This is a genomic window from Nonomuraea sp. NPDC049486, from assembly GCF_040676925.1.
Taxonomy (GTDB): Bacteria; Actinomycetota; Actinomycetes; order Streptosporangiales; family Streptosporangiaceae; genus Nonomuraea; species Nonomuraea ferruginea.
Window position 1 is genome coordinate 21,669 of record NZ_JBFAPV010000021.1, and the last position, 15,832, is coordinate 37,500.

Annotated in this window: 16 protein-coding genes and 1 pseudogene; 6 read left to right on the forward strand and 11 right to left on the reverse strand. The window is 73.8% G+C overall.

Annotated features, from left to right (window positions below):
* Window positions 1–6 precede the first annotated feature (6 nt).
* Complete coding sequence (locus AB0K05_RS39805; protein ID WP_364236390.1) at window positions 7–966, reverse strand: helix-turn-helix domain-containing protein; 960 nt, start codon at window positions 964–966, stop codon at window positions 7–9.
* A gap of 72 nt (window positions 967–1,038) precedes the next feature.
* On the opposite strand from AB0K05_RS39805, the gene AB0K05_RS39810 reads away from it, so the two are divergent.
* On the forward strand, window positions 1,039–1,362 hold the full coding sequence (locus AB0K05_RS39810; RefSeq protein ID WP_148031801.1) for a cupin domain-containing protein: 324 nt from the start codon (window positions 1,039–1,041) through the stop codon (window positions 1,360–1,362).
* Here AB0K05_RS39810 and AB0K05_RS39815 read toward each other — a convergent pair.
* The 6 genes from AB0K05_RS39815 to AB0K05_RS39840 all read right to left on the reverse strand — a co-directional run bounded on the left by AB0K05_RS39815 (window position 1,349) and on the right by AB0K05_RS39840 (window position 6,374).
* Window positions 1,349–2,071, reverse strand: a complete 723-nt coding sequence (locus tag AB0K05_RS39815) for a universal stress protein (RefSeq protein WP_364236393.1) — start codon at window positions 2,069–2,071, stop codon at window positions 1,349–1,351. The two genes, AB0K05_RS39810 and AB0K05_RS39815, sit on opposite strands and share 14 nt — an antisense overlap.
* Before the next feature lie 125 nt (window positions 2,072–2,196).
* On the reverse strand, window positions 2,197–2,721 hold the full coding sequence (locus tag AB0K05_RS39820; protein WP_364236396.1) for a hypothetical protein: 525 nt from the start codon (window positions 2,719–2,721) through the stop codon (window positions 2,197–2,199).
* Between the two features lie 199 nt (window positions 2,722–2,920).
* Window positions 2,921–3,334 (reverse strand): Hsp20/alpha crystallin family protein, encoded by a 414-nt coding sequence (locus tag AB0K05_RS39825; protein WP_364236399.1) that lies wholly within the window; start codon window positions 3,332–3,334, stop codon window positions 2,921–2,923.
* 141 nt (window positions 3,335–3,475) lie between these two features.
* Window positions 3,476–4,135 carry a response regulator transcription factor gene (locus AB0K05_RS39830; protein WP_364236402.1) on the reverse strand — a complete coding sequence of 220 codons (660 nt, stop codon included), beginning with the start codon at window positions 4,133–4,135 and terminating at the stop codon, window positions 3,476–3,478.
* The gene (locus AB0K05_RS39835; protein WP_271279172.1) at window positions 4,132–5,397 is read right to left on the reverse strand and encodes a histidine kinase; all 1,266 of its coding nucleotides are present in this window, start codon (window positions 5,395–5,397) and stop codon (window positions 4,132–4,134) included. The genes AB0K05_RS39830 and AB0K05_RS39835 overlap by 4 nt, the downstream gene beginning before the upstream one ends.
* 8 nt (window positions 5,398–5,405) lie before the next feature.
* A complete protein-coding gene (locus AB0K05_RS39840; RefSeq protein WP_271279171.1) occupies window positions 5,406–6,374 on the reverse strand; it encodes a hypothetical protein in 969 nt (322 codons plus the stop codon).
* 209 nt (window positions 6,375–6,583) lie between these two features.
* On the opposite strand from AB0K05_RS39840, the gene AB0K05_RS39845 reads away from it, so the two are divergent.
* Window positions 6,584–9,775, forward strand: coding sequence for a BTAD domain-containing putative transcriptional regulator (locus AB0K05_RS39845; protein WP_364236406.1), 3,192 nt, complete (start codon window positions 6,584–6,586; stop codon window positions 9,773–9,775).
* A gap of 1 nt (window position 9,776) precedes the next feature.
* On the opposite strand, the gene AB0K05_RS39850 is transcribed toward AB0K05_RS39845, so the two are convergent.
* Complete coding sequence (locus AB0K05_RS39850; RefSeq protein WP_148031807.1) at window positions 9,777–10,343, reverse strand: dihydrofolate reductase family protein; 567 nt, start codon at window positions 10,341–10,343, stop codon at window positions 9,777–9,779.
* A 140-nt stretch (window positions 10,344–10,483) separates the two neighbouring features.
* Here AB0K05_RS39850 and AB0K05_RS39855 point away from each other — a divergent pair, with 140 nt between their 5' ends.
* The 4 genes and pseudogenes from AB0K05_RS39855 to AB0K05_RS39870 all read left to right on the forward strand — a co-directional run bounded on the left by AB0K05_RS39855 (window position 10,484) and on the right by AB0K05_RS39870 (window position 13,043).
* Complete coding sequence (locus tag AB0K05_RS39855; RefSeq protein WP_364236409.1) at window positions 10,484–10,717, forward strand: hypothetical protein; 234 nt, start codon at window positions 10,484–10,486, stop codon at window positions 10,715–10,717.
* Window positions 10,654–10,827 (forward strand): annotated as a pseudogene (locus AB0K05_RS39860) (flavoprotein); the annotation flags it as partial. The gene AB0K05_RS39855 and the pseudogene AB0K05_RS39860, both read left to right, overlap by 64 nt.
* Window positions 10,828–10,942: 115 nt before the next feature.
* Window positions 10,943–11,986, forward strand: a complete 1,044-nt coding sequence (locus AB0K05_RS39865; RefSeq protein WP_148031808.1) for a zinc-dependent alcohol dehydrogenase family protein — start codon at window positions 10,943–10,945, stop codon at window positions 11,984–11,986.
* Between the two features lie 172 nt (window positions 11,987–12,158).
* Window positions 12,159–13,043: a GerMN domain-containing protein gene (locus AB0K05_RS39870; RefSeq protein ID WP_364236411.1), complete on the forward strand. Its 885-nt coding sequence runs from the start codon at window positions 12,159–12,161 to the stop codon at window positions 13,041–13,043.
* 19 nt (window positions 13,044–13,062) lie between these two features.
* Here AB0K05_RS39870 and AB0K05_RS39875 read toward each other — a convergent pair whose 3' ends face one another.
* From AB0K05_RS39875 to AB0K05_RS39885, 3 genes are read right to left on the reverse strand one after another with little or no spacing between them, the layout of a single operon-like run.
* Window positions 13,063–14,640 (reverse strand): ABC transporter permease, encoded by a 1,578-nt coding sequence (locus AB0K05_RS39875; RefSeq protein ID WP_364236414.1) that lies wholly within the window; start codon window positions 14,638–14,640, stop codon window positions 13,063–13,065.
* Window positions 14,637–15,539, reverse strand: coding sequence for an ABC transporter ATP-binding protein (locus tag AB0K05_RS39880; protein ID WP_364236417.1), 903 nt, complete (start codon window positions 15,537–15,539; stop codon window positions 14,637–14,639). The genes AB0K05_RS39875 and AB0K05_RS39880 overlap by 4 nt, the downstream gene beginning before the upstream one ends.
* A complete protein-coding gene (locus AB0K05_RS39885; protein ID WP_364236419.1) occupies window positions 15,527–15,766 on the reverse strand; it encodes a hypothetical protein in 240 nt (79 codons plus the stop codon). The genes AB0K05_RS39880 and AB0K05_RS39885 overlap by 13 nt, the downstream gene beginning before the upstream one ends.
* Window positions 15,767–15,832 lie beyond the last annotated feature (66 nt).

The window sequence follows — 15,832 nt, forward strand, 5'->3', positions numbered from 1 at the left end:
CGGTTTTCAGCGATCTCCGCACGGCGCGAAGGATCGGCGGTAGGCGGCGGGAGTCGTACGCACCAGGGTGTGGAAGCGTCTGCGGAGGTTGGCGGCCGACGACAGGCCGACCCTGGTCGCGATCGCCTCCACGGGGAGGTCCGTCTCCTCCAGGAGGGTCCGGGCCGCCGCGACGCGCTGCTGGAGCAGCCAGCGGCCGGGGGTGACGCCGAGCTGCCCGGCGAACCGGCGGGCGAGCGTCCGGGGGGAGATGCCGGCCTGGGCGGCGAGGTCGCCGACGCCGAGCGGCTCGTGCAGCCGTTCGAGCGCCCAGTCGAGGACGAGGGCGAGCGACTCCGGCGGGTGGCCGTCGCGGTCCTGGGCGGCGTACTGGAGCTGGCCGCCCTCACGGTGCGGCGGCATGACCATGTGCCGGGCGATCCTGGCGGCGTGCGCGGCGCCGTGGTCGGCGCGGGCCAGGTGCAGGCACAGGTCGATGCCCGCGGCGGTGCCCGCGCTGGTGGCGACGTCGCCCAGGTCGATGTAGAGCGTGTCGGGCTCGACCTGGACATCGGGGAAGCGCGCGGCGAGGTCGGCGGCCATCCGCCAGTGGGTGGTGGCCCTGCGGTGGTCGAGCAGCCCCGCCTGGGCCAGGAGGAACGCGCCGGAGCAGATCGCGACGATGCGGGCGCCGCGCCGGTGCGCCCGCCGCAGCGCGTCGATCACGGCGGGCGGCGCGGGGCGCTCGCGGTCCTGCCAGCCGGGGACGACCACCGTGTCCGCGGTCTCCAGCGCGGCCAGTCCCAGGCGTACGACCATGTCGTAGCCCGCCAGGGTCGGGACCGCGCCCGGCCGCTCCCCGCACACGGCGAACGCGTAGCGGGCGGGCAGCCCGGGGCGGCTCATGCCGAAGACCTCGGCGGCGCAGGCCAGCTCGAACGTGGACTGCGGCGGCAGCACCAGGGCGGCCACCCGGTGAACACTCATGGCAGAAAAGTACCCGAAGGCGTCATTCCAGACACTGGGCCACGGGGGCCCGTCGTCGCGACGATGGGTCCCATGACGCGAGAGCCCGATGATGTTCAGGTCCTGCACGTGGACGAGGTCGAACCGGTCGAGGTGGTCCCCGGGATCATCCGGCGGCGCCTGCCCGCCACGGAGTGGGCGCGCGGGTGGATGTACGACTTCGCCCCGGGGACGGAGTGGCCGGAGGACGACGTCCACGACGGTGAGGAACGCTATTACGTGATCTCCGGAGAGTTCGTCGACCGGGGGCGGCGGCTCGGGCCGGGCAGCTACGTGGTGTTCGCGCCCGGAAGCACGCACCGTCCGCGCACCGAGACCGGCGCCCGCATGCTCGGCATCAGCATCATGACCCGCTGACCGGCTTCCGGCCGCCCACCACCGCCACGGGGCACGGGACGCGCCCCTGGAACACGCCCGCCACACCGGCGCGCGTGGCGTGCTCGCGGCCGGCGACCACGAGAGAGGCGGACGCGCCGGCGGCGAGCGGCTCGGTGCGCACGCCCGGGTGGCGCGCCGCCTGCTCCGCGAGGTCCGCCGAGGCGGCGAGCGGCAACTGGCGCAGGGCGGCCTCCTCGAACGCGAACTCCAGGACGGCCGCGTCCGGCGCCGGGTCGGCGACGACGATCGGGCCGGGGTTCGTCGTCACGGGCAACGGTCCCGGCCCCCGTACGACGACCACGGGGCAAGCGGCGTGGACGGCGACGTACTCGGCCACCGAGCCCACGACGGCCCTGGACAGCGTGTTGAGCCCGCGCGATCCGACCACGACGAGCGCGGCGTCCTCGGAGAGCTCGACGAGGCGTTCGGCGGCGGATCCCTCGTGGAGGTCCGTCTCGACGCGTACGCCTGAGCTGGTCTGGCGGGCGCAGTCGGCGCCGTGCCACAGCACGTGCTCGGCCGCCTTGCGCAGGTGGGCCTTGGCCTCCTCCGCCGCCTGGCCGTAGGGCCACTGCCAGGCGTGGGCGACGGTCAGCGGCAGTTTTCTGAGCTCGGCCTCGTCCAGGGCCCAGTCGAGCGCCTGCACGGAGAAGTCCGAGCCGTCGTAGCCGAGCAGGATCTGGTTCATGTAACCATCGTCCCCCCGGTGACGGCACCTCAACGAGAGGCTTTCGTCCTCCTGACCAGGGTCTTCCAGCCGGGCATGCCGGCGCCCACCTCCGGCTGCCGGAGGTGGGCGCGGGATCGGTCGCGCTACTTCAGCCAGGCGGTGCGCCGCACGATCGGCAGGTTGCCCAGCCCCCAGGTGCGTCCGGCTTCGGCGAGCGCGAGACCGACGAGGACGATCGAGTAGATGATGTGGTCGTCCATGAACGGGTTGTTGGCCAGGGGCAGCTCCGCCGCCCACATGAGCACCAGCATCGCGGTGCCGGCGCCCGCCGCAATCCGCGTGCCGATCCCGAGGACCAGCGCCAGGCCGACGCCGAGCAGACCGGCCATGAAGAGCCAGTCCACCCACGCCTGACCGGCCAGGCCCGAGAAGAGGCCGCCGAGCGCGTTCTCGCCCGTGCCCTTGAGGAACCCGGTCGTCGGGCTGCCGCCCGAGATCCAGGCCCGGTCGGCCGGAGTGGCGAACCCCCACCCGAAGGTCTTGTCCAGGAACGCCCACAGGAAGACCCAGCCGATCGAGATCCGGGCGACCGCCCAGACGTAGTCGACCGGGCGTCGCGCCTGCGCGGCGCCGGTTTCCCTGACGGGCCTGCTGACGGTGGCGTCCATGATGGCCCCCCTTCCGAAGGGTGATCGCCGTTTCCGTGTCACCCACAGCACACCGCATGCGCGGTCTCAGGAGCAGTGCCGTACGACTCCCGGCACGAGGACCTTCGTCCCGTCACCGCTCCCCCGGCGGACGGCTACCGCGAGGCGGCGCGCGAAGGGCGCGGGCGGGGGACATCCCCGTCCGCGCCCGGTCGTGGCGTCAGTGCTCGACGGCGATCCGCGGGCCCTCGGCCTTCTTCTCCTCCTCCAGCCCCACGCTGATCTCCAGGACTCCGTCCTTGTAGACGGCCTTGACGTCGTCGGTCCTGGCCGTGGCCGGCAGCGTCACCGTCCGCGAGAGCGCCCCGTAGGCGAACTCGGAGCGGTGCGGCTCGGTGGCCCGGTGGGTCTTCTCAGCGCGGATGTGCAGCATGCCGCCGTCCACGGTGACCTCGATGTCCTCATCGGGGTCGACCCCGGGGAGTTCGGCCCGCAGCACGTACCGATCATCGGCGATGTAGTCCTCGACCCGGACGAGCTGACCGAACGGTCGGAACCCGAACATCGGGTTCTCCACCCACTCCAGCAACTCCGGGAACGGGAACCTGACATCTCTCCGCTCAGGCAGGTTCATGGCGGCCTCCTTCCGTGTCCCACGTCTCCAGGCCACACCCGGCACGACCGCGTGACCAGAGAAGGAGGTCCCGCGACGGCGGGACCATCGTCACCATCTGCTCAGGGTCGGGAACGGTGCCTCCCCGGCGTCACCCGCCGGTCAGCCCTCACCCGGGGTGACGACACCGGATTCGTAGGCCAGCACCACCGCCTGGACGCGGTCGCGCAGCCCGAACTTCGTCAGGATGCGCCCGACGTGCGTCTTGACCGTGGCCTCAGACAGGAACAGCTCGGCCCCGATCTCGGCGTTGGAGGCGCCCCTGGCCAAACCGCGGAAGACCTCGCGCTCACGTTGCGTGAGCGCCCCGAGCACGGCCTCCGGGTCGGTGCCCGGCTTCGTCACGAGCTGCCGGACGAGACGCCGCGTCGTGGAGGGCGCGATGATCGAGTCGCCCCGGTGGACGTGCCGGATCGCGGCGATGATCTCCTCCCCCGGCGCGTCCTTCAGCATGAACCCGCTCGCGCCGGCCCGCAGCGCGGCCAGGGCGTGCTCGTCGAGGTCGAACGTCGTCAGCGCCAGCACCTTGGGCGGGTCGTCCAGCCGCTGGATCTCCCGGGTCGCGGCGACGCCGTCCATCCGGGGCATGCGGATGTCCATCACCACCACGTCGACGCGCCGCGACTCCAGCGCCTTCAGTGCCTTCAGTGTCTCCAGGGCCTCCAGCCCGTCGCCGGCCTCGGCGGCGACCTCCATGTCGGGCTGGGACCTGACGACCATGGTCAGGCCGTTGCGCAGCAGCTCCTGGTCGTCGACGATCATGATCCTGATGATGGCAGGCTCCTCGGCTCGTAGGGCACGGCGGCCGACAGTTCGAAGCCGGCCCCGGGCCGCCCGCCGGCCTCCAGGGTGCCTCCCACCATGCTGAGGCGTTCGCGCATCCCGGCCAGCCCGACGCCCGCCTCCGCTTCCGCGGGCCCGGCGCCGTCGTCCTTGATGGTGATGTGCAGGCCGTCCGGACGCCACGCGAGCGTCAGGTCGGCCGCGGCCACCGGCCCAGCGTGCTTGATGACGTTGGTCAGCCCTTCCTGGATGACGCGGTAGGCGGTCAGGTCGACGGCGGGGCGCAGCGGCCGGGCGTCCCCGACCTCTTGCACCGCGACGCGGACGCCTGTCGTGCGTACGTGGTCGAGCAGGTCGGAGAGGTCGCCGAGACCCGGCTGCGGAGCGGTGCCGCCGTCGGCGCGGAGCACACCCAGCAGGCCGCGCATGTCGCGCAGGGCGTCGCGCCCGACGCCGGCGATGGTGGCGAACACGGCCGCGCCGGGCGAGCCCGGGCCGGACAGCCTGCCGCCCTCGGCCTGGCTGACCATGACGGCCAGCGAGTGCGACACCACGTCGTGCATCTCGCGGCTGATCCGGTCGCGCTCCGCCCGCGCCGCCTCGGCCCGCTCGCGCGCGCGGTCGGTCTCGGCGCGTTCGGCCTTCGCCCTGAGCTCGGCCAGGAACAACGCCCGGACCCGGCTGAGGCGGCCCAGCGACCACAGGCACGCCGTCACGGCGACCAGGCCGGCCGACAGCCCGATCCGCCAGGCGACCAGGTCGTAGCCGCCCGACGAGCCTCCCCACGAGGCCGGGTCCCAGAACCGCGCCAGGACCAGGACCACCCCGGTCAGGGCGACGGCCAGGCAGGCCAGCCCGGGCAGCAGGTCCAGCCTGCTGGACACCGTGTAGATCAGCAGCCCGAACACCAGCGAGCTGGGCAGCAGCACCGCCGGGTAATAGGCGCCGGACGGGTCGTGCAGGGGCGGCAGCAGCACCAGCAGCAGCATCGCCGCGGCGGCCAGGCCGTACGCCGTCAGCGGGCGCAGGCGGCGCGCGACCACGCAGCCGTGCAGCACCAGCAGCCCGGCCCCCGCGAACAGGCGCAGGGAGAGCGGGCTGCCGGACGCTCTGAGCAGGCCGAACGAGACCAGGCCGAGGGGCACGGCGAGCAGGACGGCGAGCACGGCGTCGCCGCTCACCTGGTGCCGGCGGAGAAACGAGTCCACCGCGGCCTCGGCCGGAGACGGGGACTCTTTCACACCCGCCATTATGGTCGGCGGCCGTGCGCGGCGTTCCGGCGGCTGAGGTACGCCAGGGCGGCCACCGCCAGGGCCGCGCCCCACAGCGGCCACAGCATCTCCGGCAGCCAGGCGCCCAGCTCGTCGCCCGCCCCGGCCGGGCCGAGCCTCTCCCCGCCGAGTTTCTTGCGTACGTACATCAGTCCGGCGGACGTGATGGGCAGGGAGACGGCCAGCGCCGCGCAGGCGGGGAGGCGCGCCGGGACGGGCCGCCCGCGCAGGAACGGCACCCAGCGCGGCCAGACCTCCCCCCACGGCCGGACCAGGCCGAGGGTGAGGACCGCGCCGAGGAGCCCGACGGCCGCGAGGCCGGCGCCGATCGGCGTGATCTCGTCGATGTACGCCAGGAACTCGTCGCTGATGCCGACGGGGATCCCCAGCAGCCAGCCGAAGCGGGTGACGGCGTAGAAGACGGGGACGGCGACCGCGACGGCGACCGCGTACCGGCCGGCCCTGAGCGCGCCGGCGGCGCTGCCGGGCCGGTCGGCGAGCAGCGCCCGCGTCCCCAGGACCATGAGGCTGACGCCGGCCGCCGTCAGGATCAGCAGGTTGAGGCTCGGCCAGGTCAGCATGGACATGATCAGCGAGAACTCGGCCTGGCCGGCGAGCACGGCGACGAGCATCACCGGCAGGTACCCGGCCGTCATCATGATGCGCACGTCCGGCAGGAGCACCGCCAGGCCGGCTCCGGCAACGACGGCCACGACGGCGGCGGCCCGGGTGAGCCGGCCCCTGGCGGCGAGCACGGCGACGCCGCCGGCCACCAGCGCCGACACCGCCAGCACGCTCCCGCCGACCGCGGGCGCGAGCGGGTCGAGCAGGGTGTTGCCCGGGCCGGGACGCCCGGCGTCGAAGGGGTACCCGGGCCCGCCGAGCGCCCAGAGGAGGCCGAGGGCCAGATAGCTCACCGACCAGACAGCGATGATCAGGACAGACACCGCCGGACGGCGCCTTCGCGGTTGAGAGGTGTTCACCCGGCTCAATCTGCCGCCGCGGCGGCCTCCCGCACATCGTCGCCAGGTCGCGACGGGGTCATCCGGAGGTCTCGCCTCACGGCCGCTACCCGCGCACCACCCGCTGACCGGCGCGCGTGCCCCGCCGGCGGCTGGTACCTTGCGCGGCGGGGTTTCCGCGGCGGGAGGACGTCATGCGATTCGGGGTGCTGGGGCCGCTGGCCGTGTGGACCGATCACGGCGAGCCCGTCTCGATCCGGGGGCGCATGGTGCGGGCCCTGCTGGCAAACCTGCTGGTGCACGAGGGACGTCCGGTGTCGGCGGACCGGCTGGTCGAGGACCTGTGGGGCGGGGCGGCGCCGGCCGACCCCACGGCCGCACTCCACGTCCGGGTCTCCCAGCTGCGCCGGGCCCTGGCCGGCGCGGAGCCTGACGGCCGGAACCTGGTGGTGTCGCAGGCTCCCGGGTACGCGTTGCGCGCCGGGCCGGAGGCGGTGGACGCGGCGCGGTTCGCGGCCCTGACCGGGCGGGCGCGGGCTTCCGGCGATCCACGGGTGCGGGCGGGCCTGCTGGCCGAGGCGCTGGAGCTGTGGCGCGGTCCCGCGCTGGCCGACTTCGCCGACGAGGAGTTCGCCCGGGTGGCCGTGGCCAGGTGGGAGGAGCAGCGGCTGGCCACGCTGGAGTCCTGGGCGGAAGCCCGGCTGGAGCTGGGTGAGCACGGCGACCTGGTCGGCGGGCTGGGCGAGCAGGTCGCCGGGCATCCCTACCGGGAGCGGCTGCGGGCGGCCCACATGCGTGCCCTCTACCGGGCCGGCCGCGCGGGCGAGGCGCTCGACAGCTTCCAGGAGCTGCGGCGCGCGCTCGCCGGCGAGCTGGGCCTGGAGCCGGGCCCCGAGCTGGTGGCGTTGCAGCGGGCCATCCTCACCGGTGACCCGGCGGAGGACGCCCCCGTACCGGCACCGCGGTCGACCAGGCCGACCACCAATCTCCCCGCGCCGGTGTCCGAGCTGGTCGGCCGCGACCCGGCCGTGCGGCGGGTGCGGGAGTCGCTGACCGCCGCCCGGCTGGTCACGCTCACCGGCCCCGGCGGGGTGGGCAAGACCAGCGTGGCGCTCGCCGTCGCGCGCGCCCTGGTCGAGACGTTCCCGGAAGGCGTGTGGCTGGTTGACCTGACCGCCTGGGACGGGCGGGGCGACCCGGCGGAGCTGGTTCTGTCGGTCCTGTCCATCCCCGACGCGCCCGGTGATCCGGGCCCGGCGGGCGAACGGCTGGCGGCCGCCCTGCGCGGGCGGCGGACGCTGCTGGTCCTCGACAACTGCGAGCATGTCATCGAGCCCGTGGCCGAGCTGGTGGGGGCGTTGCTGCCGGCCGTGCCGGAGCTGCGGGTGCTGGCCACCAGCCGGGAGCCGCTGCGGCTGCGCGGCGAGGTCCGCCGGGATCTTCCGCCGCTGGACGTGCCCGACAGCGACGACCCCGCCCGGCTGGCGGACTCGCCCGCCGTGCGCCTGTTCCTGGCGCGGGCCGGGCTGGTCCCGGAGCCGGACACCGTCGCGGGGGTGGCCGAGGTGTGCCGGCGGCTGGACGGCATCCCGCTGGCGCTGGAGCTGGCCGCCACCCGGGCTCCGGCTCTGGGCGTGCGGGAGCTGGCGGCGCGCCTGCGCGTGCCAGGGGACCGGTTCGGGCTGCTCGGCTCCGGGCCGCGCGACGCGCCGGCCAGGCAGCGCACGCTCGCGGCGGTGATCGACTGGAGCTGGAGGCTGCTGACCGAGCCCGAGCAGGCCGTGCTGCGCCGGCTGGCCGTCCACCCGGGCGGGTGCACGCTGGCCGCGGCCGAGGCGGTGTGCCGCGGCGGCGTGGTCTCCGGCGGCGAGGTGCTGGATCTGGTGGCGGGGCTGGTGGACCGCTCGCTGGTGACGCGCGGGGAAGGGCCCCGGTTCCGGCTGCTGGAGTCGGTCTCCGCCTACTGCCTGGACCAGCTGGGCCGCAGCGGCGAGGAGGCGGAGCTGCGGCGCCGGCACGCCGGCCACTACCTGGCGCTGGCCGAAGAGGCCGGACCCCGGCTGCGCGGGCCGGGCCAGCGGGAGTGGCTGCGCCGGCTGGACGCCGAGGCCGCGAACATGCGGGCGGCCCTGGAGACCTTCCGGCACGAGGGCGCGGCCGAGCCGGCGCTGCGGCTCACCACGGCTCTGGTCTGGTACTGGTTCCTGCGGGGCCGGTTCGCGGAGGCGCGCCGGGCCCTGGAGGCGGCGCTGGCCGTGGCGGGCGACGCTCCCCCGGAGCTCCGGGCCCGGGCCGGGACCTGGCACCTGGGTCTCTCGATCCGCCTGGGACAGGCCGGGCCGGAGCGGGTGACGGAGACGCTGCGCGGGTTCCCCGAGACCGACCAGGCCGGACGGGCGCACGCCGCCTGGTTCCTGGCCGCGTCCATCATCGACTTCGGGGACGAGAAGACCACCGGCGAGCTGCTGGATCCGGCGCTGGACACGTTCCGGGCGAGCGGCGACCGGTGGGGCGAGGCAGCGGTGCTGAGCACCCGCGCGATGCTCGCGCACCTGCACGGCGACCAGGGCGCGCTGGAGCACGACGCCCGGCGCGGCGCGGCCCTGTTCGGCGACCTGGGTGACGACTGGGGGGTGCTCCAGGCCCGCGACTGGCTGATCGGCCTGGCCGACCTGACGGGCGACTGGGCGGAGGCGGCCCGGCTGGCCGAGGACGACCTGCGGATGGCCGAGGACCTGGGGCTGTGGTCCGACGTGGCCGGTCGGCAGGCCTGGCTGGCCTGGGTCCACGTCCAGACCGGGGACCCACTGCGTGCTCTCCGCCACGCCGAGCAGGCCAAGCGGCTGGCCGCGGAGCTGGGTCAGCGCTCGGGTGAGGTGTTCGCCACCATCGGCCTGGCCTTCGCCGCCCGCCGGGCGGGCCGGCTCGGCCTCGCCGAGGAGCACCTGCGCGGGCTGCTGGCCGAGGCCCGCGACCGGCAGGCCGGAGACGGCGACCCGCCGTACCTGTCGATGGTGCTGGTCGAGATGGGGCTGCTGGCCGGCGAGCGGGGCAAGCACGCCGCCGCGCTCCCCTGGCTCCGGCAGGGCTTCGACGCGTATCGCGACCAGGGCTCGGCCCGCGGCATGGCCTGGGCGATCGCGGGCATGGCCGCCGCCGCGGCGGCTGACGGGCGGCCCGGCGTGGCCGCGCGGTCGCTCGGCGCCGCCGCGGCCGCGTGGCGGGAATCCGGGCAGCCGCTGTCCGACTCCGAGCGCGACGAGCTGGCGAGGATCACCGGCGGGGTCGAGGCCGCGGAGCCCGGCTTCGCCGCCCTGTTCGCCGCCGGTGACGGGCTCTCGCTGGAGCGGGCGCGCCGGCTGCTCGACGACGCCACGGGCACGTGACCTACTTGGGGACGTAGACGTGGACGACGATCCCCGAGCCGAACCGGTTCACCTCGGCCAGCTTGAGGTGGGTGGTGTCGAACCCCGCGCCCTCGAACAGGTGCTTGCCTGCCCCGACGACGACCGGGAAGTACCAGAAGTGGAACTCGTCGACCAGGCCGTGCTCCACCAGCGTGCGGTCCAGCTCTCCGGTGCCCCACTTGATGATGTTCTGTCCGGGCTGCTCCTTCAGCTTCGCGACCTCCTCGGCCACGTCGCCCCGGATGAGGGTGGCGTTCCAGGTGGTCTCGGTCAGGGTGCGCGAGGCCACGTACTTCGGCATCTTGTTCATGGCCTCGGCCTGCGGGCCGTCCTGCGCCGACCACGCCTCGGCGAATCCCTCGTAGGTCACCCGGCCCAGCAGCATGGCGTCCGCCGAGGCGGACAGGTTCGTGACGTAACCGTGGTGCTCGTCGTCCCAGTACGGGTGGCCCCAGTGCTGGGGCTCGGCCCGTGACGCGGTGGAGGGGCGGGTGTCGTCGATGATGCCGTCCAGCGACACGAACGTCGACTCGATGAGCTTGCGCATGGTCTCACTCCTTGGTCAGCGTGCGCGGCCCGTGTGCCGCTCACCTGCTGATTCCAGGCTGCCGCCGGCCCCTTACCGTTTCCTTACCGGTACCGCCGGACGACATCGGTGGACCGGCCGCGAACGTCAAGATTCGAGCCGTGCGCGTACGACCGGGCGGAACCGGCCTCGAACTGGTCTCCCGGCAGGTCGGCGGCTCGGAACGGCGGCTCGCCGCGGACCGTGTCGTCGCGGCCACCGGCACCACGCCATCGCCGCCGGACTCCGCCTGGACCTGGACCCGATCCTGGGCACCACCCGCCTGCCGACCCCGCTCATCGACCCCGACGACCACTCCTGCGGCACCGTACGCCCGCACGGCGTGGACGAGCTGACCCATCCGGAGCCCGGCTCCTACGCCATCGGCATGAAGAGCTACGGTCGCGCCCCCGCCTTCCTGCTCGCCACCGGTTACGAACAGGCCCGCTCGATGGTGGCCGCGCTGGACTTCCGGCGCGCTGACCCGTTCTCCCGGCGAAGGGTATCGCCCGGCGGGACCTTCGCCCCTACTCCCGCCCGCCCGCGGCCGGGAGCGTGGCAGGAAGGACAAGGAGGCTCCTATGAAGGCGATGACCTATCACGAGCCGGGCCGGCGCACCTGGGAAGAGGTCCCCGACCCGCAGCTCACCTCCCCGACGGACGCGATCGTACGAGTGGACGCCGTCACGATCTGCGGCACCGACCTGCACATACTCAAGGGCGACGTGCCCGCGGTCGAGCCGGGCAGAGTCCTCGGCCACGAAGCCGTGGGCACCGTCGTGGCGGCCGGCAGCGCGGTCACCGGCGTCGAGCAGGGCGACCGGGTCCTGGTCTCCTGCATCACGGCGTGCGGCCGCTGCCGCTACTGCCGCACCGGCATGTACGGACAGTGCCTGGGCGGCGGCGGCTGGATCCTCGGCCACCGCATCGACGGCACCCAGGCCGAGTACGTCCGCGTGCCGTACGCCGACACCTCCACCCACCTGCTGCCCGAGGCCGTGACCGACGAGGCGGCGCTCATGCTCGCCGACATCCTGCCCACCTCCTACGAGGTCGGCGTGCTCAACGGCCGGGTCCGGCCCGGCGACACCGTGGTCGTGGTCGGCGCCGGACCGATCGGCCTGGCCGCCATCACGACCGCGCGGCTGTTCACACCTGGCCACATCATCGCCGTCGACCCCGCCGCGACCCGGCTGGAGGCGGCCAAGAGACTCGGCGCGGACCTTCTCGTGGGCTCCGGGGACGACCCCGAGGCCGCGGTCGCCGAGCTGACCGGCGGCCTGGGCGCCGACGTCGCCATCGAGGCGGTCGGCATCCCGGAGACCTTCGAGCTCTGCACCCGCCTCGTCCGCCCCGGCGCGCACCTCGCCAACGTCGGCGTCCACGGCGCGCCGGTCACCCTGCACCTCGAAGACCTGTGGATCCGCAACCTGACCATCACCACCGGCCTCGTCGACACCTACTCCACCCCGGCCCTGCTCGACATGGTCGCCGCCGGCCGGCTCGACCCGACCGTGTTCGTCACCCACCGCTACGCCCTGCACGACATGGAGGCCGCATACCAGACGTTCTCCGACCCGGCGGGCAGCGGGGCGCTGAAGGTCGTCCTGTCCCGCGACGCCTGAGGCGTGCGCAGTCCCGTACGAGGTCCGCGGCGCGGACCTCGTACGGGAGTTCCGGCACCATGACGGGCGCGCGCCGAAAGGCCTGGGGAGCGGGGACGTTCGCCGGTGTCGCGGGACGGCCGGAGGGTCCACCCTGGGATCAGGAGCACTCACAGGGAAGAAGATGATCGACATGCTCCCGATTCGTTCCCTCATCGCCACCACGATGGTGGCCACCACCACGGGCCTGCTCGCCGTACCGGCGCAGGCCGTCCAGCAGGCCACGCCCACGCTCGTCGGGATCCGGGCCGCGCACCACAACGGCCTGGACCGGCTGGTCTTCGAGTTCCGCGGGCGGGTGCCCGACCAGCGGGACGTCCGCTACGTGTCCAAGCTGATCGCCGACGGCTCCGGCCGGCGGGTGAACGCGGTGGGCAGCGCGCTGCTGCGGATCCGCTTCGCCGGGGCCGACGGCCACGACCGTAACGGCAAGGTCACCTACGGCCCGGCCAGCCGGACGTACGCGCTGCCCGGCCTCATCCAGGTCGTCAACACCGGCGACTTCGAGGCCGCCTTAACCTTCGGCGCGGGCCTGGCCTGGCGCGCGCCCTACCGGGTCTACACGCTCACCCGGCCGAGCCGTGTCGTCATCGACATCGCCACGCCCCATCGGACGGTGCCGGTACGTGCCCACTTCCTCGACACCGCCAGGTACGAGACCGGACGGGGGCCGCACACCACCGGTGTACGGCGGCCGGTGATTCCACCCGCCACCGCCCACGGCGCGCTGCAGCGGCTGTTCGCCGGTCCCACCCAGGCGGAGAAGGCGCACGGGCTGCGCTTCGTCAGCTCCAGGGCCACCGGCTTCAGCAGGCTCACCGTGAAGAACGGAGTCGCCAGGGTCTACCTGACCGGCCGTCTCACCAGCGGAGGGTCGACGTTCACGGTCGCCGACCAGATCAGGCCGACGCTCAAGCAGTTCCCCTCCGTCAAGTGGGTGAAGATCTACGACGCCGGTGGCCACACGCAGCGGCCCTACGGCCCGTCCGACTCCGTCCCGGAGTCGCTGGAGCCGTGAGGCGGGCCCCCTGCGGCGATCATGGCGGCTGGAGCCGTCCGCCCGTCCTGCGCCGGGCTTCCACGACGGCGAGGGCCGCCATCCCGCCCAGGGTCCAGAACGTCACCATGGCGAGGTCCGTCCACGGCCACGGCCGTCCCGCCAGCGCGGCGAGCACCGTGTGCGACACGTGCTTGAGCGGGAAGACGTCCCCGGCGATGCGCAGCGCGCCGGGGAGTTCGCCCCCGATGACGAAGACGTCGGAGACGAAGGCCAGGGGGAGGAACGTGCCGAGGGTGATGGCGTTGACGGTCTGCTGCCTGCTCGCGAACGCCACCACGAGGGCTCCGAGCACGGTGAAGCACGCCGTGCCGAGGACGATCGCGGCGAGCATGCCGGCGAGCGCGCCGGGCCCGATCCTGACGCCGTGGCCGAGCGCGGCCACCAGCGCCAGCAGGACGGTGGTGGCCGTGGTGACCAGCAGTGCGGTGGCGAGGTGGCCGGTGTGGTAGGCCCAGCGCGGCAGCGGGGTGCCGGCCAGCCGTTTGAGCACGCCGCGCTCGCGATCGCCGGCGATCGCGTCGGGAATGTTCACGTACGAGGCCACGCCCACCGTGTAGGTGATCATCGCGGCGAGCATGAACACCGGCAGCCGCACCCCCGAGACCCGGGCGCCGGCGAAGATCAGTGAGATCAGCGCGAGCAGCAAGACCGGCAGGATCACCGTGAAGAACGCCGTGGACAGGTCCCTGCGCAACCGGACCAGCGCGTGCGTGACCTGATCGGTCACCAGCCGCCATCGCGCGGGGCGCCCCTGCCGCAGGGGACGCCGGTTCCGCGCCGCCCTCGCGGTCTGGGCCTGGGCCTGGGGCCGTTCCCAGCGGAAGCGCCAGACGGCCGCCACGGCGCCGCCGGCACCCCATGCCGCCAGCACCGCCAGGTGGCCGGCCTGGAAGCCCGCTCCGGTGAGCAACGGGTTCATGGCGTCGCGGACGGCGTGCGCGAAGTGCCGCAAGGGGAAGACCCAGCCCACGACGTCCAGCCAGGCGGGCAGCCGGGCGCCGACGAGGATGACGTCGGAGATGAACGCCAGCGCCAGCAGCAGGCCGGTGCCGAGTAACTGCACCGCCGCCGCGTTGCGCAGCAGCGCCACCATCGCGAAGCCGAGCGCGGTGAAGCAGGCCGCCCCGAGCAGCAGGGTGAGCAGCAGAGCGGGCAGCGTGCGCCAGACCATCTGAGTGCCGTAGAAGAGTCCGCCGACGGTGAGCAGCACGGCCACCGTCGTGGCCGCGACCACCAGCGACGCCCCTGTCAGCCCGGAGAGCACCGCCGAGGCCGGCACCGGCGTGCCGTGCAGCCGCTTGAGCCAGCCGCGGTCACGCAGATCCGCCAGGCGGATGGCGAGCGCGCCGAAGCAGCCCTGGGCGACGCCGAACACGGCCATGACGGGGATCACGAACTGCATGACGCGCACGTCCGTACCGGGCTGGACGACCTGGTTCCCCACCGCCGCCCCGACGATCACCGTCATCAGCAGGGGCATCGCGACGGTGAAGAACGCCGCCATCGGGGTGCGGACGAAGGAGAGGGTCTCGTGCCGGACCAGCCGCCTGATCATGATGGCGCCTCGCCGACTAAGTCGAGATAGACGTCCTCCAGCGACGGCCGGGACAGGGTCAGCGAGGTCAGTTCGGTGCCGCGCTCCAGCGACCAGCCGGTCAGCGCGTGCAGGTCGTGGGCGGGCCGCGCGGTCTCGACCGACACCGCCGCGCCACGCACCTCGACGCGGCCGGTGAGCGGTGGCAGGTCGGCTGCGGCCGTGCCCTCGGGCAGGATGAAGGACAGCACGCTGGCCCGCTCGGCCGCGATGAGGGTGTCCGGCGCGCCGCAGGCGGCCAACCGGCCCGCGCGCAGCACCGCGACCCTGTCGGCGAGGTGCTGGGCCTCGTCCATGTAGTGGGTGGTGAGCAGGATCGTCGTGCCGAGCGAACGCAGGCCGTCGATCAGTTCCCACGCGTGATGGCGAGCCGACGGGTCGAAGCCGGTGGTCGGCTCGTCCAGGAACAGCACGTCCGGGCGCCCGACCAGGCCGAGCGCCAGGTCCAGCCGGCGCCGCTGCCCACCGGACAGCGTCCGCACGCGGGCGTCGCGCTTGTCCTGAAGCCCGACCTGCTCGACAACCTCGTCAGGATCGCGTGGGCGCGGGTAGAAGCCTGCGTACAGCCGCACCAGCTCGAAGACGGAGAACTCCTCCTCGAAGCCGGCCTCCTGCAGGACGATCCCGATGTGCTCGCGGTAGGCCCGGCCGCCGGTGGCCGGATCGAAGCCCAGCACCGACACGTGACCGGCGTCGCGCCCGCGGTGCCCTTCCAGGATCTCCACCGTGGTGGTCTTGCCCGCGCCGTTCGGTCCGAGCAGCGCGAACACCTCTCCCCGTTCGACGGTGAAGCTCACCCCGTCGACGGCCTTCACCGTCCCGTACTGTTTGCGCAGTCCCTCGACCATCACCGCTGACATGCCGGCTCCTCCATCCGCTGGGCCATCTCCACGAGCCGGTCGGCACAGCCCCATGCGTTGTCGTAGCACCCCAAGACCTTGACCAGGTCGCCGCCGGACCGGGTGAGACCGGAGTCGACCACGCAGGGGGCGGCATCGCCGATGACGTCGCGGGAGACGAGCGGGTCGGTGCTGGAGCGCAGGATGGCGCGGCCGATCCTGCCGAACCCGTTGATTCCGATTCTCATGCCCTCATCGTCCGGCGATCCCGGCTCGTGGGTCAGAGGCCACGGTCCCGCGATGGGACGGACCTT

Bases quoted from the DNA above. Each gene is read 5' to 3' on its own strand.
- AB0K05_RS39885 (WP_364236419.1), bottom strand. From the start codon at position 15,766: ATGAGAATCGGAATCAACGGGTTCGGCAGGATCGGCCGCGCCATCCTG.
- AB0K05_RS39805 (WP_364236390.1), bottom strand. From the start codon at position 966: ATGAGTGTTCACCGGGTGGCCGCCCTGGTGCTGCCGCCGCAGTCCACG.
- AB0K05_RS39825 (WP_364236399.1), bottom strand. From the start codon at position 3,334: ATGAACCTGCCTGAGCGGAGAGATGTCAGGTTCCCGTTCCCGGAGTTG.
- AB0K05_RS39810 (WP_148031801.1), top strand. From the start codon at position 1,039: ATGACGCGAGAGCCCGATGATGTTCAGGTCCTGCACGTGGACGAGGTC.
- AB0K05_RS39815 (WP_364236393.1), bottom strand. From the start codon at position 2,071: ATGAACCAGATCCTGCTCGGCTACGACGGCTCGGACTTCTCCGTGCAG.
- AB0K05_RS39820 (WP_364236396.1), bottom strand. From the start codon at position 2,721: ATGGACGCCACCGTCAGCAGGCCCGTCAGGGAAACCGGCGCCGCGCAG.
- AB0K05_RS39875 (WP_364236414.1), bottom strand. From the start codon at position 14,640: ATGATCAGGCGGCTGGTCCGGCACGAGACCCTCTCCTTCGTCCGCACC.
- AB0K05_RS39845 (WP_364236406.1), top strand. From the start codon at position 6,584: ATGCGATTCGGGGTGCTGGGGCCGCTGGCCGTGTGGACCGATCACGGC.
- AB0K05_RS39870 (WP_364236411.1), top strand. From the start codon at position 12,159: ATGCTCCCGATTCGTTCCCTCATCGCCACCACGATGGTGGCCACCACC.
- AB0K05_RS39865 (WP_148031808.1), top strand. From the start codon at position 10,943: ATGAAGGCGATGACCTATCACGAGCCGGGCCGGCGCACCTGGGAAGAG.
- AB0K05_RS39880 (WP_364236417.1), bottom strand. From the start codon at position 15,539: ATGTCAGCGGTGATGGTCGAGGGACTGCGCAAACAGTACGGGACGGTG.
- AB0K05_RS39850 (WP_148031807.1), bottom strand. From the start codon at position 10,343: ATGCGCAAGCTCATCGAGTCGACGTTCGTGTCGCTGGACGGCATCATC.
- AB0K05_RS39830 (WP_364236402.1), bottom strand. From the start codon at position 4,135: ATGATCGTCGACGACCAGGAGCTGCTGCGCAACGGCCTGACCATGGTC.